This is a genomic window from Kitasatospora sp. NPDC087861 (assembly GCF_044742585.1).
Lineage (GTDB): Bacteria > Actinomycetota > Actinomycetes > Streptomycetales > Streptomycetaceae > Kitasatospora.
Map to the genome: position 1 here is coordinate 93168 of NZ_JBIUUS010000016.1, position 13494 is coordinate 106661.

Annotated in this window: 15 protein-coding genes; 7 read left to right on the forward strand and 8 right to left on the reverse strand. The window is 73.1% G+C overall.

Going from position 1 to position 13494, the window contains the following annotated elements:
- Window positions 1-8 precede the first annotated feature (8 nt).
- The 4 genes from ACIOJE_RS22755 to ACIOJE_RS22770 all read right to left on the reverse strand — a co-directional run bounded on the left by ACIOJE_RS22755 (window position 9) and on the right by ACIOJE_RS22770 (window position 3034).
- A complete protein-coding gene (locus ACIOJE_RS22755) occupies window positions 9-515 on the reverse strand; it encodes a copper chaperone PCu(A)C (protein ID WP_400778292.1) in 507 nt (168 codons plus the stop codon).
- Window positions 512-1180 (reverse strand): SCO family protein, encoded by a 669-nt coding sequence (locus ACIOJE_RS22760; protein ID WP_400778295.1) that lies wholly within the window; start codon window positions 1178-1180, stop codon window positions 512-514. Before ACIOJE_RS22760 ends, ACIOJE_RS22755 begins: the two co-directional genes overlap by 4 nt.
- Window positions 1181-1258: 78 nt before the next feature.
- Complete coding sequence (locus ACIOJE_RS22765; protein WP_400778297.1) at window positions 1259-2011, reverse strand: YcnI family protein; 753 nt, start codon at window positions 2009-2011, stop codon at window positions 1259-1261.
- Between the two features lie 192 nt (window positions 2012-2203).
- Entirely contained in the window at window positions 2204-3034 is an 831-nt protein-coding gene (locus tag ACIOJE_RS22770; protein ID WP_280674010.1) for a hypothetical protein, read from the reverse strand.
- Window positions 3035-3263: 229 nt separating this feature from the next.
- Here ACIOJE_RS22770 and ACIOJE_RS22775 point away from each other — a divergent pair, with 229 nt between their 5' ends.
- Window positions 3264-3902 carry an ATP-binding protein gene (locus ACIOJE_RS22775; protein WP_400778301.1) on the forward strand — a complete coding sequence of 213 codons (639 nt, stop codon included), beginning with the start codon at window positions 3264-3266 and terminating at the stop codon, window positions 3900-3902.
- Window positions 3903-3978: 76 nt separating this feature from the next.
- On the opposite strand, the gene ACIOJE_RS22780 is transcribed toward ACIOJE_RS22775, so the two are convergent.
- Window positions 3979-4989, reverse strand: a complete 1011-nt coding sequence (locus tag ACIOJE_RS22780) for an LAETG motif-containing sortase-dependent surface protein (protein WP_400778302.1) — start codon at window positions 4987-4989, stop codon at window positions 3979-3981.
- 208 nt (window positions 4990-5197) lie between these two features.
- Here ACIOJE_RS22780 and ACIOJE_RS22785 point away from each other — a divergent pair, with 208 nt between their 5' ends.
- Together ACIOJE_RS22785 and ACIOJE_RS22790 are read left to right on the forward strand one after the other, a co-directional pair.
- Window positions 5198-5428 (forward strand): hypothetical protein, encoded by a 231-nt coding sequence (locus ACIOJE_RS22785; RefSeq protein WP_280674013.1) that lies wholly within the window; start codon window positions 5198-5200, stop codon window positions 5426-5428.
- 30 nt (window positions 5429-5458) lie between these two features.
- A complete protein-coding gene (locus ACIOJE_RS22790) occupies window positions 5459-6844 on the forward strand; it encodes an amidase (RefSeq protein WP_400778305.1) in 1386 nt (461 codons plus the stop codon).
- Here ACIOJE_RS22790 and ACIOJE_RS22795 read toward each other — a convergent pair.
- Complete coding sequence (locus ACIOJE_RS22795; RefSeq protein ID WP_400778308.1) at window positions 6841-7161, reverse strand: TetR family transcriptional regulator C-terminal domain-containing protein; 321 nt, start codon at window positions 7159-7161, stop codon at window positions 6841-6843. The two genes, ACIOJE_RS22790 and ACIOJE_RS22795, sit on opposite strands and share 4 nt — an antisense overlap.
- Here ACIOJE_RS22795 and ACIOJE_RS22800 point away from each other — a divergent pair.
- The 3 genes from ACIOJE_RS22800 to ACIOJE_RS22810 all read left to right on the forward strand — a co-directional run bounded on the left by ACIOJE_RS22800 (window position 7138) and on the right by ACIOJE_RS22810 (window position 9255).
- On the forward strand, window positions 7138-7443 hold the full coding sequence (locus ACIOJE_RS22800; RefSeq protein ID WP_400778311.1) for a hypothetical protein: 306 nt from the start codon (window positions 7138-7140) through the stop codon (window positions 7441-7443). The two genes, ACIOJE_RS22795 and ACIOJE_RS22800, sit on opposite strands and share 24 nt — an antisense overlap.
- A complete protein-coding gene (locus ACIOJE_RS22805) occupies window positions 7440-8111 on the forward strand; it encodes a TIGR03086 family metal-binding protein (protein ID WP_280674017.1) in 672 nt (223 codons plus the stop codon). The genes ACIOJE_RS22800 and ACIOJE_RS22805 overlap by 4 nt, the downstream gene beginning before the upstream one ends.
- Window positions 8112-8433: 322 nt before the next feature.
- Entirely contained in the window at window positions 8434-9255 is an 822-nt protein-coding gene (locus ACIOJE_RS22810) for an integrase (protein WP_400778314.1), read from the forward strand.
- Between the two features lie 478 nt (window positions 9256-9733).
- On the opposite strand, the gene ACIOJE_RS22815 is transcribed toward ACIOJE_RS22810, so the two are convergent.
- Together ACIOJE_RS22815 and ACIOJE_RS22820 are read right to left on the reverse strand one after the other, a co-directional pair.
- Window positions 9734-10693 (reverse strand): pirin family protein, encoded by a 960-nt coding sequence (locus ACIOJE_RS22815; RefSeq protein ID WP_280674019.1) that lies wholly within the window; start codon window positions 10691-10693, stop codon window positions 9734-9736.
- A 126-nt stretch (window positions 10694-10819) separates the two neighbouring features.
- Complete coding sequence (locus ACIOJE_RS22820; RefSeq protein WP_400665140.1) at window positions 10820-11323, reverse strand: SseB family protein; 504 nt, start codon at window positions 11321-11323, stop codon at window positions 10820-10822.
- Window positions 11324-11537: 214 nt separating this feature from the next.
- Here ACIOJE_RS22820 and ACIOJE_RS22825 point away from each other — a divergent pair, with 214 nt between their 5' ends.
- Window positions 11538-13367, forward strand: coding sequence for an acyl-CoA dehydrogenase (locus ACIOJE_RS22825; RefSeq protein WP_280674020.1), 1830 nt, complete (start codon window positions 11538-11540; stop codon window positions 13365-13367).
- Window positions 13368-13494: the final 127 nt, after the last annotated feature.

The following is a 13494-nucleotide window of genomic DNA, read 5'->3' on the forward strand; positions in this document are numbered from 1 at the left end:
CGGATCCCCTAACTCTGGCTGGGGCGGTAGGTGAGCTCCCTGACCGGCACCTTGACCGAGAGGGTGCCGGACTTGGCGAAGGTCAGGTCGAGCTCCAGCTCGTCGCCGAGGGCGGGGGCCTTCTGCCATCCCATGATCATCAGGTGGGTGCCGCCGCGGGCGAACTGCAACGCGCCGTGCGCGGGCACGTCCAGGCTGGCGACCTCCTCCATGCTGGACGGGGTCGAGCGGTGCATGGTGACCGACTCGGCGCCCGGGCTGCTCACCTTGAGCAGCTGGTCCTGCCCGCCGTCGTTGCGGACGGTCAGGTAGCCGGCGGCCATCCCGCCGGCCGGGGGCAGCGGGATGTAGGAGTCGGCGACGCTCAGCTTCGCCGGTCCGCCGCCGGCACCGTCCTGACCGCCCGCCCCGCAGGCGACCAGGATGGCGCCGCCGCCCAGTGCCGTCGCCAGTACCGCGCCCGTGAGCGCCGTCCGACGGAAGCCGAGCGTCGTGCGGCCGGTCGCGCCCTTCATGCCGCGACCCCCTTGGCGAGCAGCGGGAGGTCGTGCTCGTAGGTCTTCTCCTCGGTGCCGCTCAGGTAGAGCACGTGCGCCTTGTCGTCCGAGGGGAGGAAGGCCAGCACCTGCGCGCCGTGGGTGGAGGTGACGGTGCCGTCGGCGTTGACCACCGGGTCCTCGATCATGATGCCGAGCGACCTGGCGGCGGTCTTCACCTTGGCCAGGTCGCCGGTGAGGCCTATGAAGTCGCTGCCCATCGAGTCCAGCCAGGTGCGCAGCACCTTGGGGGTGTCGCGCTGCGGGTCGGTGGAGACGAAGACGACGTTGACCTTCTGCCGGTCCTCGGGGGAGAGCGCCTTCATCGCGACGCCGATGTCGCCCATGGTGGTCGGGCAGACGTCCGGGCAGCTGGTGTAGCCGAAGAACAGCAGCGTGGTCTTGCCGTTGGTCTGCTGCCGCAGGTCGTACGGCTGGCCGGAGGTGTCGGTCAGCTGGAGGTCAGGCTTCTCGAAGTTCTTGGTGAGCACCGTGCCCTGGTACGGCGAGTCGGCCTTCTGCCGGGTGACCTTGGTGGGGGCCGAGCCGCCCCCGGAGGAGCCGCAGGCGGTCAGCGTCAGGGCGGCGGTGAGCGCGACGGCGGCCGCGCCGGCCAGGCGGGTGGTGCGGGTGGTGCGGGGCATGGGAGTTCCGATCGTGCGCGGTGGGACCGCCGGCGGGGCCGTACCCGGGGCGTGGGTACGGCCCCGCCGGCGGGTGGGTCAGGAGGCGGAGCCGCTGTTCCGGCGGCGCAGGCCGAGGACGCCGACGGCGGTGCCGATCACGCCGACCACGATGCCGATGACGCCGAGCACCCGGGCGGTGGAGTCGCTGGACTTGCCGCCGTCCGCGGCCGCGGCGTGGTCGGAGCTGTCACCGTGGGCGCCCGCGGCGGGGGAGGCGGTGACGCCGCCGTGGGCGTCGTCACCGGCGGCCTTGGTGAGCTTCAGGACGGGGGCCGGGTGGGCCGGCTCGGGCTGGCCGTCCTTGGACTCGTCGATCCAGCGGACGATGTCGCCGTTGTCGTAGCTCTGCAGGGTCTTGAAGACCATGCTGTCGGCGTCGGCCGGCAGCGGGCCGAGCGAGACCCGGAACTCCTGGAACTGGCCGGGGGCGATCTTGGTGCCGGCGTCGGCGGTCCAGGTGATCTTGGAGACGGCCTCGTTGACGTCGCTGCCGTGCACCTTGATCGGCTTGTCGAGCTTCGCCTTCTCGACGGTCGCCGTCCAGCCCGGCAGCGGCAGGGTCCGGACCGAGGCCAGCGGGTGGTCCAGCGGGAGGTTGACCTCCAGCTTCACCGTGCCGGCGGTGTCGCTCTCGTTCGGCACCCGGAAGTCGACGGCCGTGTAGCCGCCCTGCGCGGCCGCGCCCGGGTTCACGGTGACGTGTGCGAACGCGGGACCGGCCAGCGCCACCACGGAGGCGGCGGCGGTGAGGGCGACGGCGGCGAGACGGCGGGTGGGAAGGGAACGCATGATGCGGGTCTCCGATCGGAGCTCGGCGGACCGGCCCGCGGCCGGGCGACGGAGGACCGTGCCTCGGCGGGGCCGCGCGTGGGGACGTGTGGGGGCGGAACCACGGGCCGTCGGCGTGTCGGGGACACGCGGGACCGACCCGGACGCTGCGCACGACCGGAACCCGGCACGAACGGAGGGCCAGGGGGCGGGTCAGTACGCGAGGGCCCCGCACGGCGGACCGCGCCGCACCACGCTGTGCCGCAGCACGGCACCCGCCGGAAGCGGACACTCGCCGCCCCGGGTCCCGAACCGGCGGGCCGGACCGGCCACGCCGAACAGGCCGCGCAGCAGCGCGGCCACCAGCACCAGTGCCGACCGCAGCGGCGCCGCCCAGTGCTCCCGGGCCGCCGTCGCGGTCACTCGCACCAGCCGCCACAGCGCCGCCTCGCCGCGCCGCAGCCACCAGCCCGCCACCAGCGCGGCGGCCAGGTGCCCGGCCAGCATCGACGGCGTCATCCCGAACACGCCGCCCTGCCACCACGGGGCGACGGCGTACGCGCTCGGGTCCAGGCCCGCCGAGGAGACCAGCTGCTCGGCGGTCGGGCTGCCGGGCAGGCCGGTCAGCGTGCCGGGGTGCGACTCGTTGCAGATCAGCCGGCCGGCCACGGTCGGCAGGGTCAGCGGGCCGGAACCGCCGTGGTGCATGCCGGCCATGCCGCCGATCGCGGCGTGGCCGTTGAAGCTGTGGAACAGGCAGTGCAGCCCGAGCTGGGCCGCGCCCAGCGCACCGGCGATGGCCGCCAGCGAACGCTCCCGCCCGCCGCACGCCACCGCGAGCACCAGCACCGCGGCGAAGCCCGTCGCCAACGCGGCCGGCGGCACGTTCCCGCCACCGGCCAGGGCGTGCCCGGCGGCCGCTATCAAGGTGCAGACCAGCGCGAACGGGACGGCCCTGGCAAGCCGCAGATCCCAGGCGGCGGCCCCCACCGGCGCGTCCGGTGCGAGGGCGCCCGGGAGCGGGGCGGCGGGGAGGGCAGTCATGGCCGGGCCATCATCTCATCGCGTACCTCGCCGACGTGGGCAGGGTGGGAAATCCCTACGAATGCCCCGTTCGGCGGCGGCGCGCAGGGCGGCGAGTGCGCCACTCGGCACAATCCACGGCCCCAGTCCATCCGCCGAACGGGCGGCAGCGGGCCCCGCGCACGGTTCACCGCCGAATCGCCCGGAGATACCTAGTTGTATGTGGAGCCGCAGCCAGGAGGGACCTCCCGTGGACATCTGGTGGACTCTGCACCTCAAGCGCGACCCGGCCAGCGTTCCGCTGGCCCGGCGCATCCTGCTCGGTGCCATGGCGACGGCGGGCGTCGACCCGCAGATCGCCGACGACCTCGGCGTCGCCCTCAGCGAGGCCTGCGCCAACGCCGTCGAGCACGGCGCCGCCGGGCGGCCCGACGACGGCTTCCAGGTCACCGCCTCGATCTGCGGTGACCGGCTGCGGATCGAGGTCACCGACTCCGGCCCCGGCCTGCCCGCTCCCGCCGTGGCCCCCGCCCCGCAGCTCCGCCGCCGCCCGGTCAGCCCGCCGCCGCCCCGCCCGGCCTCGCACCGCCGCCCCCGGCGCGGCCGCGCCACCGTCCCGGCCCGCGTCCTCACCGCCCACCGCCCCCGGCGCGACGGCCGCCCCTACGACACCCACGTCCTGCCCGCCCGGCCCCCGGCCCCCACCCTGCGCCCGGTCGACCTCGACGCCCTCCCCGACCTCACCGCCGAATCCGGCCGCGGCCTCTTCCTCATCCACGCCCTCACCGACCACGTCCAACTCCGCAACCACCCGCTGCGCGGCGCCATCGTGAGCTTCGACAAGATCCTCAAGTGGCAGGACGACGCGCTGTTGCGGGCGGCGTCCTAGAAGTCCCGGGCCGGGAACGCCGAGAGGGGCGCGAACCCCGGTTCGCGCCCCTCTCGGCCGTTCAACGGGTGGCGGGTCAGCTGTGCGCGCCGGCCTTGCGGCGTCGGAGGACGACCAAGGTGCCGGCGCCGGCCGCCAGGACGGCGGCGCCGCCGAGGGCGATCGGCAGGGTGCTGGAGTCGGCACCGGTCTCGGCAAGGTGCGGGCCCGCAGACGGCGAGGCGGAGGCCGGGGCGGGGACGGCGGCCGGGGTGGTGGCCGGGGTGGTGGCCGCCCTGGCGTCAGTCACGGTGAAGTGGTCGTCGACGCGGTAGTCGGCGCCGTAGGACAGGCACCTGCCGTCGGCGGGGGTGCCGGGCACGTCTTTGGCCTCGAAGGTTTCCGAGGTGGCGCTCAGCTGGGCGAAGTAGCGGGCGCTCAGGGCCTTGTCGGTGGCCGCGAGGCGCACCTGGAGGGTGAGCTTCCCGCCCTTGGCGATCTGGTATTCGCCGAGGTCCACCTTCAGGTAGGACATGTCCCCCGTGACGGTGCTCGACGCGGGGGTCTTCCAGTCCCCGCCGGGCAGCTTCACCTGGATGTTGAAGGCTTCCTTGCCCCAGATGACCGGGTTGGTCACCGGCTCGGTCTCGACTATGTCGGTGAAGAAGAAGTAGGTGTCGACCTTCTTGAGGTCGACGGGGCTGGTGTTCTCGAAGGTCACCGTGGCGTCCTGGGCCGGACCGCCCTTGACCAGGACGGCCTTCGCGAGGCCGGTGCCGGTGGCCTTGATGTCCACGTGCAGGTAGCCGCGGCAGGGGCCGCCGGTGGGCGTCGGCACCGGCGGGGTCGGCAGGGTGGTCGGCTTGGTGGTGGCGGTGCCCGTCGGGGCCGGGGTGGTCGGCTTGGCGGTGGCGGTGCCCGTCGGGGCCGGGGTGCCCGGCGTGGTGGCGGTCGCCGGAGCGCTCGGGGTGGTGGTGGCGGCGGTCGCGGTGCCGGTGGGAGCCGGGGAGGAGGTGATCCCGACGGCTCCGGCGGTGGCGGCGCCGACCGTGGCGCCGAGGGAGAGCGCCACCAGGGCGGACGCGGCCAGGAGACGGGAAGAGCGCACGATCAGTGCTCCAGCTTTAGGTGAATTGTGTCTGTTTTGGGGCGACTTGAGGCATCGGAGGAGGCCGCCGACGGCGGTCGCGTCCGCGAACCCTACCGGGTCGCAGTGGCTGGATACCGATCAGGGTTGGCCCTTTTTGATCGATGCGGCGGCAGGGCCCGGGCGTCCCCCGGTTGCCGGGGCGGGCGGTCGGTCGCACGATGGCGGCATGATGCACCAGATGCGAGCCGAGTACGGGGCCGGGGGTGCGACCGGCGGGGTGCGGTTGTGGCACATGGTCCGGGGGACGGAGAGCGTGGCGATGTGCGGCCGGGAGCTCGACCCGGGCGCGCAGGTACGGGAGCCGGTGGACTGGGGGAAGACGCCGGAGCTGTGCTGCCACACCTGCGGGGCGTACTACCTGCGCGAGACGCCGTACCTGTCGGCCGAACACCCGTAGCGGGCCGGCGGGTGGTCTACCGTGATCGGCATGGAGCAACCCGTTGTCAGGCCACGGTCGTTGACCCGTGAGGCCGCCGAGCTGCGGTCCGGTGTGCCGGGACTGTCCGAGCACGTCGACCGGTTCTGCGCGCTGGTCGAGCGGGTGGATCCACTGATCCACGCGTTCGTCCCGGAGCCGGGGCGGCACGGGCGGCTGCGCGCGCAGGCGCGGGCGCTGGCCGCGCGGTACCCGGAGCCGGCCGGGCGGCCGCCGCTGTACGGGGTGGCGGTGGGGGTCAAGGACATCGTGCACGTGGACGGGCTGCCCACGCACGCCGGTTCGGCGCTGCCACCGGGGGTGCTGGCGGGGCCGCAGGCCGTGGTGGTGGACCGGCTGCGGGCGGCCGGGGCGCTGGTCGCGGGCAAGACGGTGACCGCCGAGTTCGCGGCGAGCGCGCCCGGGCCGACCCGCAACCCGCACCACCCCGGGCGCACCCCGGGCGGCTCCAGCAGCGGGTCGGCGGCGGCCGTCGCGGCGGGGCTGGTGCCGCTGGCGGTCGGCACCCAGACGGTGGGCTCGGTGGTCCGGCCCGCCGCGTACTGCGGGGTGGTGGGCTTCCGGCCGACGTACGGGCGGATCCCGACGGTCGGGGTGATCCCGAACGCGCCGAGCCTCGACACCCTGGGGGTGTTCACGGCCGACCTGGCCGGGGCGGCGCTGGCGGCCTCGCTGCTCTGCGACGACTGGCGAGGGGACGACTGGCGAGGGGACGGCCGCCGGGGCGAGGACCGGCGGAGCGAGGACCGAGGGAGCGAGGACCGGCCGGGTGAGGCGGCGGCGGGGGATCGGCCGGTGCTCGGGGTGCCGGACGGGACGTACCTGGAGCGGGCCGAGCCGTCGACGCTGCGCGCCTTCGAGGAGTGGCTGGAGCGGCTGGCGCAGGCCGGCCTTGCGGTGCGCCGGGTCCCGCTGTTCCCGGACTTCGCGGAGATCACCCGGCAGTTGCAGACGATCAACCGCTTCGAGCTGGCCCGCAGCCACGCCGACTGGTTCGCCCGGTTCGGCGGCCTGTACCGCCCGGAGACGGCGGCGGGCATCCGGGTCGGCCAGGGCGTCGCGGCCGAGGACCGGGCGGCCGCGCTGCAGGCCCGGGAGCGGTTGCGCGAGCGGGTCGCCGGGGCGACCGCGGAGGCCGGGGTGGACCTGTGGCTGGCGCCGTCCGCGACCGGTGGGGCGCCGGAGGGGCTGCACAGCACCGGGGACGCGGTGATGTCGCTGCCGTGGAGCTACCTCGGCCTGCCCGCGGTGAGCCTGCCCGCCGGGCGGACGGCGGACGGGCTGCCGCTGGGCCTGCAGGTGGTCGGCGCGGCGGGCGCCGACGAGCGGCTGCTGAGCCAGGCGGCTCACCTGGAACGGGCGTTGAAAGCGCTTTAGGGCCTGCCCGGCGGATCCTGCCGGGCCGGACAGCCCTGGGCGAGCACCGGGTCGGCCGGGTCGGTGGCCTCGGCGCGCAGCAGGAGGCGGCCGGCCCGCTGGTAGGGGATGTCCTCCTCGTCCAGCACAGCCTGTGCGTTGGCCGTCTCCAGGACGGCGATCAGGGCGAAGGCGAGGTCGCCGAGGTCGGTGTCGGGCCGCAGGCCGCCGGTGGCGCGGGCCTGGGCGAGGGCGTCGACGATCACCTCGCGCCACTCCCGGGCGCAGTCGGCGCCGGACTCGGCCTCGGCCCGGTGATCGAGCGGGACCGGCGCCACCGGATCGCGCACCGGCTGTTCGCCGGCACCGAGGACCCGTGGCGCCGCCTCGACGCCGCCCACCGGCCCGAGCAGGTCCCGTTGCCGATCCTGGCGGCGCACGACGAGGGCGAGGAGGTGGTCGGAATATCGCACGCGCGGCGCCTGAAAGCCGCGTACGGTGACCGGCTGGAACTACTGGTCACCCGAGGGCTCGGCCAGCGCCGGATCGGCGCCGAGCCCACCGTCATCGACAACGCGATCGGCTTCCTGGCGGCCGGTCAGGAGGTTGGCGCCGTATGAGCAGTGCCGCAGGACTCGTCGAACTGCACGCCCGTTCACTGGAGTTGGCTGCCGAGGTGGTGGACGCCGTGCGGCCGGACCAGCTGGACCTGCCGACCCCGTGCGCGGGGTGGACGCTGCGCCGGCTGATGGAGCACATCGTCGGCCAGCACCAGGGCTTCGCCGCAGCCGCCCGGGGTGCCGGGCCCGATCCGGCCCTCTTCGCGGACGCCCCGGTCGGGGACGATCCGGCGGGCGCGTTCCGCCGCACCGGAGCCGAACTCACCGCCGGGTTCCGGGAGGCGGTCGCGGCCGACCGGGCGCTCTGGCTCCCGGAGATCCGCGACGGCGGCCCCTTCCCGCTCGCTCAGGCGGTGGGCTTCCACCTGCTCGACACCCTGGTGCACGGCTGGGACGTCGCGGCCGCGCTGGGCACCCCGGGCGGCCTGGTGGCGGCGGTGGACGGTGACGACGCGCTGGCCTCCGCCCTGCTGGCGGTGACCGAGGCCGTCCCGAACACACCGGAGGCCCGGGCGCCCGGCCGGGCCTTCCGTCCGAGTCTGGAGCCGGGCACGGAGTCGGGCCTGGAGCCCGGCCCGGAATCGGGCGCGCGCCAACCGGGCGGCGCCGACGGCCGGTTCGACCGAGTCCTGGCCCTGCTGGGCCGCGACCCGGCCTGGAAGGCCTGACGTACTCAGCGGCCGCCGCGCTGCTCGTCGGGGAAGCGCGGCCCGCCGATCAAGAAGAACAGCGCGGCGGTCGGAAAGCCGACCGACGCGGCCAGTAGCACGATGAACTGCCAGAACATCCTGTACTCCTCGTCAGTCCGGGGCCGCCTGGACACCCGAAGGTGATCCCAAACCCGACAGGCCCTGATTGGCCGAATTGTCCAGTCGTTATCCGACGGTATGGCCGATTCGCCCCGGCTGCCACCGGACGGCGGGGACCGGCCCGCGCCACACCGGCGCAGAGGTCTGGGCGGGGGCCGGGGGCGGCGGCCACACTGTCGGGATGCAGCTACAGCTCGCAGGGGAAGCACGACGGCCGGACCGCGAGAGCGAGGACTTCGCGGCGGCCTCGCCGGAGGCGCTGGTACTGCTGGACGGTGCGAGTTCGCCGGCCGGCCTGGAGTCCGGGTGCCGGCACGGAACCGCCTGGTACGTCCGCCGGTTGGGAGTGCACCTGCTCGCCCGGCTCACCGACCGGGTGGACCGCTCGATCGCCGAGTGCCTGGCCGACGCCATCGTGGAGACGGCCGCGCTGCACGGCGGCCGCTGCGACCTCGGCCATCCCAACACCCCCGCCGCGATGGTGGTCGCGGCCCGGCGGCACGGCGAGTCGCTGGAGTACCTGGTGCTCGGCGACTCGCTGTTGGTGCTGGAGTACAAGGAGGGCCCGCCGAAGGTGATCGGGGACAACCAGCGCTTCCCCGGCGGGGAGGGGCTGCGCCGGCAGGTCTGGGCGACCGTCCCCGGCTCGGCCGAGCGGGCCGCGCTGCACCTGGAGTACGCGCTGGCCGTCCGGGCCGCCCGCAACCGGGGCAACGGCCCGTGGATCGCCGCGGCCAGCCCGAAGGCGGCCGGGCACGCCGAGACCGGCTTCGTCCGGCTGGACCGGCTGCGCGCGCTGGCCGCGCTCACCGACGGCGCCTCGCGCTACACCGAGCGCTTCGGGCTGGGGAGTTGGGCGGACGCGCTGCGGCTGCTCGCCGAGTCCGGGCCGGGTGAGCTGATCGCGCAGGTCCGCGAGGTCGAGCGGGCCGACGCCGCCTGCGAGCGCTGGCCGCGCGGAAAGGCGCACGACGACGCCTCGGCCGTCTACGCGCTGTTGTAGCGCGCAGTCGGCCCAGTCGTGCGTCACCGGCCCTGCCAGGGCGGGGAGGCCCCTATCCGAGGAGGGCCGCCACGGCGTCCGCCAGCGCCGTGTGCACCGCCTCGGGGGCGGTGAAGCGGCTCGACCGCAACAACCTGCACCGGCCACACCGCGACTCAGCCGGCTCCGGGCCGCTCTACTGAGGATTCCGGCCTGTTGTCGGTCGTGACGGATAGTGATCCCTGCGGTACGCCGGCGGTATGCGGCATGCGCAGGGTGGGGGCTCGCGGTTCCTTCGCACGCCGAAAGCGTGAGAACCGCACTCAGGGCCAGCAGCGCGACGAATCCCGAACGGGCGGCGCCCGGCGCCGCCGACCCGGGCACTGGTAGGTACGTCCGGGCAACTGGTGCGGGAGCCTGGCTGAGTGGCAACCGCGCTCACGTGAGCTCGTCTCGGGGGGAGACGGGCTCACGCGAGCGGTCCTGTTTTCGGAAGCGGTCAGCTGGCGTCGGTGGGGATGGTGCCGAGTCGGCCGGCCTGGAAGTCCGCCATGGCCTGCTGGAGTTCGCGGTGGCTGTTCATCACGAACGGGCCGTACCAGGCGACGGGTTCGCGGATCGGCAGGCCGCCGAGGAGGACCACCTCGAAGTTGGCGTTGCGCGAGTCCTGCTTCTCGTCGGCGCGGATGGTGAGGGAGTCGCCGTCGCCGAAGACGACCGCCTGGCCCATGTGGAACGGGCGGCGCTCCTGGCCGGCCGAGCCGCTGCCGGCCAGGCCGTAGGCGAGGGCGTTGAAGTCGGAGCGCCAGGGCAGGGTGACCTGGGCGCCGGGGCTGACGGACGCGTGGATCATGGTGATCGGGGTGTGGGTGGCGCCGGGGCCCTGGTGGCCGTCGATCTCGCCGGCGATCACCCGCAGCAGCGCGCCGCCGTCCTCGGAGCCGAGGAGCTTGACGCTGCCGCCACGGATGTCCTGGTACCTGGGGGCGATCATCTTGTCCGCGGCGGGCAGGTTGACCCACAGCTGGAGGCCGTGGAACAGGCCGCCGGACATCACCAGTGACTCCGGCGGGGTCTCGATGTGCAGGAGGCCGGAGCCGGCCGTCATCCACTGGGTGTCGCCGTCGGTGATGACGCCGCCGCCGCCGTGGGAGTCCTGGTGGACGAACGTTCCGTCGATGATGTAGGTGACCGTCTCGAAGCCGCGGTGCGGGTGCCAAGGAGTTCCCTTCGGCTCCCCGGCCGCATAATCCACCTCGCCCATCTGGTCCATCATGATGAACGGGTCGAGGTACTTGGTGTTGATCTTGGCGAAGGCGCGGCGGACGGGGAAGCCCTCGCCTTCGAAGCCCTCGGGGGCGGTAGCCACGGTCAGGACCGGCCGGGCGGTCGAGGCGGCGGCGTCCGGGGTGGTGACGCGGGGCAGGGTCAGCGGGTTGTCGACGGTCACGGCGGGCATGTCGGCCTCCTTCGGGGGGTTCCTCTGGCCTACGTCCACGAGGTTAGTTCAATTCTCAACAACAGGCAAGTTGAAAGTTGAACCATATGGTGACGAAGGAGCGCGGGGCTCCTCCCTCAGGATGGGCTAGCCGTACATCCGGCGCATGGTGAAGTCGACCATCTGCTCGACGGCCTTGGCGTCGAACACCATCCGGTGTTCGCCCTCCATGTCCAGCGCGAAGCCGTAGCCGGTCGGCAGCAGGTCCAGGACCTCGGCGCCGGTGACGGTGAAGTGCTTGGAGTCCTTGCCGGCGTAGCGGCGCAGTTCCTTCAGCGAGCTGAACATCGGGATCACCGGGGTCGGCGTGTTGTGCAGCGCCAGGAAGCCGGGGCGCTCGCCGCGCGGGCAGTGCACCTTCGAGGTGATGAAGATGGCCTGGAAGTCCTCGACCGCCATCGAGCCGGTGGTGAAGGCCCGGACGGCGTCCGCCAGGGACGGCGGGGAGGGTTCGGGGTAGAGCGACTGCTGAGGCGTCTGCGACTGCGCGCCGTAGGCGTCGGGGCCGGGCATGCCGTTCATGCCCGGCTGCGGACCCGCCTGCTGCTGGTAGGGGTCGCCCGGGTATGCGTTCTGGTCATATCCGTACACACGGACAGGCTATCGGGAGCGCAGCCGCCTGTGGTGGCGTCGATCCTGACAAGGAGTGGCCGACCCGGCTTGTGGGACGTGACCACGTTCATAGCGGATTCACCGCCGAGGGCTTGCCCAAGTTACCGCTGGGTAGCATCATGATGCCTACTGGTGGGTACGGGGCGCCCGAACGCGGCGGTCTCCCGGAAGCGACGAACCGGAGAAAACGGCCATGGGTCACTACAAGTCCAACCTGCGGGACGTGGAGTTCAACCTCTTCGAGGTGTTCGGTCGCGAGCAGGTCTACGGCACCGGACCGTTCGCGGACATGGACGTCGAGACCGCGAAGAACATCCTGAGCGAGATCTCGCGCCTGGCCGAGAACGACCTCGCCGCGTCCTTCATCGACACCGACCGCAACCCGCCGGTCTTCGACCCCGAGACCAACACCGCGCCGATCCCGGACACCTTCAAGAAGAGCTACCAGACCTACATGGACGCCGAGTGGTGGCGTCTGGGCATCCCGGAGGAGATCGGCGGCCAGGTCACCCCGTCCTCCCTCATCTGGGCCTACGCCGAGCAGGTCCTGGGCTCCAACCCGGCCATCTGGATGTACTCCTCCGGCCCCGCCTTCGCCGGCGTCGTCCACGACGAGGGCACCGAGGAGCAGAAGAAGGTCGCCCAGCGGATGACCGACCGCCTCTGGGGCGCCACCATGGTCCTCACCGAGCCGGACGCCGGCTCGGACGTGGGCGCCGGCCGCACCAAGGCGATCAAGCAGGAGGACGGCTCCTGGCACATCGAGGGTGTGAAGCGCTTCATCACCTCGGGCGAGCACGACATGTCCGAGAACATCATCCACCTGGTGCTGGCCCGCCCCGAGGGCGGCAAGCCCGGCACCAAGGGCCTCGGCCTGTACATCGTCCCCAAGTTCGACTTCGACTGGGAGACCGGCGAGCTGGGCGAGCGCAACGGCGCCTACGCCACCAACGTCGAGCACAAGATGGGCCTCAAGGCCTCGAACACCTGCGAGATGACCTTCGGCGCCAAGCACCCCGCCAAGGGCTGGCTGCTCGGCGAGAAGGTCGACGGCATCCGCCAGATGTTCAAGATCATCGAGTTCGCCCGGATGATGGTCGGCACGAAGGCCATCGCCACCCTCTCCACCGGCTACCTGAACGCCCTGGAGTACGCCAAGGAGCGCGTGCAGGGCGCCGACATCTCCCAGTTCCTGGACAAGACCGCCCCGCGCGTCACCATCACCCACCACCCGGACGTGCGCCGCTCGCTGCTGACCCAGAAGGCCTACGCCGAGGGCATGCGCGCGCTGGTCCTGTTCACCGCGTCCGTCCAGGACGACATGCTGGCCGCCAAGCTGCGCGGCGAGCGCGACGAGGCCGCCGAGCGCCTCAACGACTTCCTGCTGCCGATCGTCAAGGGCTACGGCTCGGAGAAGTCCTACGAGCAGCTCGCCCAGTCCCTGCAGACCTTCGGTGGCTCCGGCTACCTGCAGGAGTACCCGATCGAGCAGTACATCCGCGACGCCAAGATCGACACCCTGTACGAGGGCACCACCGCGATCCAGGGTCAGGACTTCTTCTTCCGCAAGATCGTCAAGGACGGCGGCCAGGCGCTCACCGCCCTCAACGAGCAGATCCAGAAGTTCCTCGGCTCGGCCGAGGGCGGCGACGCCCTGGCCGCCGAGCGCGAGCTGCTCGCCAAGGCCGCCGGCGACCTGGAGGCCATCGTCGGCAAGCTCATCGCCGACCTGACCTCGGTCGAGCAGGACGTCAAGAACATGTACAAGGTGGGCCTCAACACCACCCGCCTGCTGATGGTCTCCGGCGACGTCGTGGTCGGCTGGCTGCTGCTGCGCCAGGCCGCGGTGGCCCTGGCCAAGCTGGAGGCCGGCGCCTCCGAGAAGGACGTGCCGTTCTACCAGGGCAAGGTCGCGGCGGCCCGCTTCTTCGCCAAGAACATCCTGCCGACCGTCACCCCGCAGCGGCTGATCGCCGAGGGCATGGACAACGAGATCATGGAGCTGGCGGAGGAGGCCTTCTAAGGCTCCCCACCCCACCGACCGCCTGACACCACCCTCACGCCGAAGGGCCCGGTTCTCCGCCGGGCCCTTCGGCGTCGGTGCGGTCGGGGGTGCGTCGGTGCAGTTGGTACGGTCGGTGCCGTCGGTG